The sequence below is a fragment of the Methanomassiliicoccales archaeon genome (assembly GCA_014361295.1).
Classification (GTDB): Archaea; Thermoplasmatota; Thermoplasmata; order Methanomassiliicoccales; family JACIVX01; genus JACIVX01.
In genome coordinates this window covers 1-3,612 of record JACIVX010000040.1, presented here as the reverse complement: position 1 = coordinate 3,612, position 3,612 = coordinate 1, and the positions used below count along the sequence as shown (strand labels likewise).

3 protein-coding genes are annotated in these 3,612 nt (G+C 47.8%); 2 read left to right on the top strand and 1 reads right to left on the bottom strand.

Going from position 1 to position 3,612, the window contains the following annotated elements; all coding sequences use genetic code 11:
* Positions 1-84: 84 nt before the first annotated feature.
* Positions 85-1,326, top strand: coding sequence for a glycosyltransferase family 4 protein (locus H5T41_10830; protein MBC7109253.1), 1,242 nt, complete (start codon positions 85-87; stop codon positions 1,324-1,326).
* A gap of 99 nt (positions 1,327-1,425) precedes the next feature.
* Positions 1,426-2,730, top strand: a complete 1,305-nt coding sequence (locus H5T41_10825) for a UDP-glucose/GDP-mannose dehydrogenase family protein (protein MBC7109252.1) — start codon at positions 1,426-1,428, stop codon at positions 2,728-2,730.
* A gap of 547 nt (positions 2,731-3,277) precedes the next feature.
* Here the strand turns inward: H5T41_10825 and H5T41_10820 are convergent.
* Positions 3,278-3,505 (bottom strand): type II toxin-antitoxin system RelE/ParE family toxin, encoded by a 228-nt coding sequence (locus tag H5T41_10820; protein ID MBC7109251.1) that lies wholly within the window; start codon positions 3,503-3,505, stop codon positions 3,278-3,280.
* Positions 3,506-3,612 lie beyond the last annotated feature (107 nt).

Sequence of the window (3,612 nt, the reverse complement as noted above, 5' to 3'; positions counted from 1 at the left end):
AACCAGGGGTTCAACTTGCAAACCAACGTTCAAAGATTGCTAGCCCTTATGGGAGTGAAGTAAAAAGTTACAAGAGGAATAGGCATGAACATCTGGATCTTTAACCAATACGCGCATCCGCCGGATCTTCCTGGTGGAACTAGACATTATGACCTCGGGAAGGAATTGGTAAAGAAAGGGCATAAAGTCACCATTTTTGCCACGAGCTTCCACCATTACCTGCACAGAGAAACCCGCTTGCAACCAGGGGAAAAGTGGAAGGTCGAGGAAACCGACGGTATCAAGTTTGTGTGGCTTCGCACTCCACCATATCACAGGAATGACTGGCGCCGGGCGAGGAATATGGTGGCTTTTATGCTTCGGGCCTGGCGACTTGGAATACGCCTTCCGCGTTTGTTTCCTGAAGTAGAGAAGCCCGATGTGGTTATTGGGTCATCAGTTCACCTCCTTACCCCCCTTGCTGCTTATTTGGTGGCTCGGCATTTCCGAGTCCCCTTTGTGATGGAAGTCCGGGACCTCTGGCCCCAGGCAATCATCGACGTGGGCGAACTGAGCGCCGGTCATCCGCTCGTAAAGGCTCTGCAGGCACTGGAGAGGTTCCTCTATCGCCGTGCGGAGCGAATCATTATTCTCGGACCCCAGATGAAGGAATATATCACTGCCTGCGGCATAGACCAGGAGAAGATTTGCTGGATTCCCAATGGAATCGACCTCTCCAGTTTTGATCGTCTATCGAAACAGTCTTTAAGAAAGAGTTCTGATGACTTCTATGTGTTATACCTTGGTGCTCACAGTATGTCCAACGCTTTAGATGTTGTGATTAGAGCTGCGGAACTCGTGCAAGCAAAAGGGTACAAAAGCATTAAATTTGTATTAGTTGGTGACGGTCCTACAAAAGAAAGTCTTATCGCATTAGCGCAATCGTTGGCGATTACGAATGTTTGTTTTCGAAACTCTGTAGCAAAAACAGATGTCCCGAAAGTTTTAAAAGAGGCCGATGCTCTTCTGTTAACTAAGCACCCTACTTTTGGAGCTTACAGTGGGAGTATTTTAAAGTTAATGGATTACATGGCAGCAGCTAAGCCAATTTTATACGCAGCAAGAACAATATATAACCCAGTTGAAACAAGCCGTTGTGGTCTTGTGGTAAACCCTGGAGACCCGCAAGCCTTGGCCGAGGCCATCATTAAGCTCTACCAAATGCCACAAGAAGAGCGCGAAGCCATGGGCCGCCGCGGGCGGCAGTATGTTGAGAAGTACCACGCAATTCCCACGTTGGCGAATAAACTGGAACAGATACTGCGGGAGGTAGTGACAAACTCGTAGGTAGGGCCGTGAGGGATCATAGGCCGATGATATCATTAATTGGGTCGGCTGTTAATGAAGCTTTGACAAACGCCTTAAGAGAAAAGGGAGGTTGGCCAAATGAATATCACTGTGGTCGGATTGGGGTACGTAGGGGCGGTAGCCGTTGGCGTGTTGGCCAATGCTGGACATAATGTAGTTGGTATTGATGTCGATAAGAACAGGGTAGCTTCTTTTCAGCAAGGGGTCTGCCCGTTTTACGAACCCGGATTATCAGAACTCATATTGAAAGGTCTTCAGGCAGGAAGGATCCGATTTAATCACGTAAATGATATGATTGAAAACCTAGGAGAAATTATTCTTATTGCCGTTGGTACCCCAGCTCAACCTTATGGCGGGATTGACTTATCTCAAGTGTACTCAGCTATCCGATGGATTAAGGCACAAAACCCTGGTGAAGCGGTTATCGTCATGAAAAGTACAGTTCCTCCAGGTACTGGTCTTCGCTTGCTGGCGGAAGAACTAAGCGGAACAAATCTCAGGTATATTTCCAATCCAGAATTCCTGCGACAGGGTCAGGCAGTTCAGGATTGGATGCACCCCCATAGGATCGTGATAGGTGGCCGGGATGAGGCGGCTGTTAGCCTGGTAAAAAAGATGTATGCAGGAATTCAGGCCCCGTTTCTTATCACTGATATCACCACTGCGGAAATGATTAAATACGCGGCCAACGCCTTTTTAGCTACAAAAATATCATTTATAAATGAAATTGCTAATATTTGTGAAAAAGTGGGAGCAAACATTGACGATGTATCTCGTGGTATTGGGCTTGATCCACGTATTGGTTTAAGCTACCTAAACGCAGGTCTTGGTTATGGTGGGTCGTGTTTACCTAAGGATACGCGCGCCCTGGAGTTTCTCGCCTTGGTAAAGGGGCTCAATGTCGAACTCATACGTGCTGTAATCAACGTGAATAACCGCCAGCGACTCCTTCCAATACAGGCATTGCAGGAAACCTTTCGAAGCCTTAAGAAAGTAAAGGTAGCCTTGCTGGGGCTAGCTTTCAAACCGAATACCGACGATGTAAGGGAAGCTCCTGCACTTGATATCGCGCGGCTTTTGGTAGAGCTTGGTGCAGACGTCCGGGCCTATGATCCTAAAGCAATGGAATCCGCACGTCGCTTGATTCCAGAGGGGATAGAGTTGTGTAGCTCGGCGCTTGAGGCACTGAAGGGTGCCCAGGCGCTAATTTTAGCAACGGAGTGGCAGGAATTACTTGATCTCCCTTGGAAGAAGGTGAGAGATCTTATGATTGAACCACGTTTCGTATTTGACGGCCGAAATGCTCTAGATGGGCACGCACTCATGAAACTTGGCTTTAATTACCGGGGCGTGGGAAGGAGCGGGCCATGTTGGAGCTCTTAACGTCCAATTTTGCTCATTTTCCGGAGCACGGGTGTGAACTTCTTGCCCGTTTAACGGACGTTCATATCGTGACTGGGAATTTAATCGTCCTATGGGGCGTGTTTACCACAAACAAAGAGACAGCTATGGCGTCAATTCCCGACCACTGGTTAGGCAGGCTGTGGTAATTAAAGTAAGAAGTGTTCACGAATAGTGATGTAAACGCGAAAAAATTTGACTTCTATCCCTTGGTTTAGATATAAGGGCAAAGTTAAAGTGCCGTGAAGCCCCGGGCTGCCGTGGAACGGAATGTGTGGAAAAGCATCATGATATTTGTAAGCTTGCTGAACGCTTAGAAGAAGTGCTTCAGGAGGTTTTGAACTCAGGAGCGTCGAGCGTTTTATCCTTGAACCCGACCTCATAGAACAAATGGGCAAAGAATCCCGGCGCCTGGCCGAGGAACGCTTCGATGTCCACAAAATCAACGCCCTCTTTTTGCGTGAAATGGGTCTTTGAAAGCTACACGTCTTGACTGAACAGAGGCCATAATCACGGGAACAAACATCGTTCACGATGTTTTGTAAATATCGCGGCGGTGCCCTATGAGATGAACGTAGATGACCCGCTTTTCACGATCGAATGAGTAAAGAACCCCATAACTTCCAACATGAAGTTTGAAGAGGCCCTTTAACTCACCGCCTAGCGGTTCAGGAGCAAGATCTGCAAAATTGTCTGCCAGCCATTTTAGTTTTGCCAAGATTCGTTGGGCGATAGGTTCATCAAGAGATGCAAGCATTTCTAGCGCTTCAGGGAGAAGACGAACCTGATAACCTTTCACCAGACCAGCCCTAGCCTTTTCGCTGCTTCCTCCGCAGGTATGCCTTGCTCAAGGTGCTCTAAAGA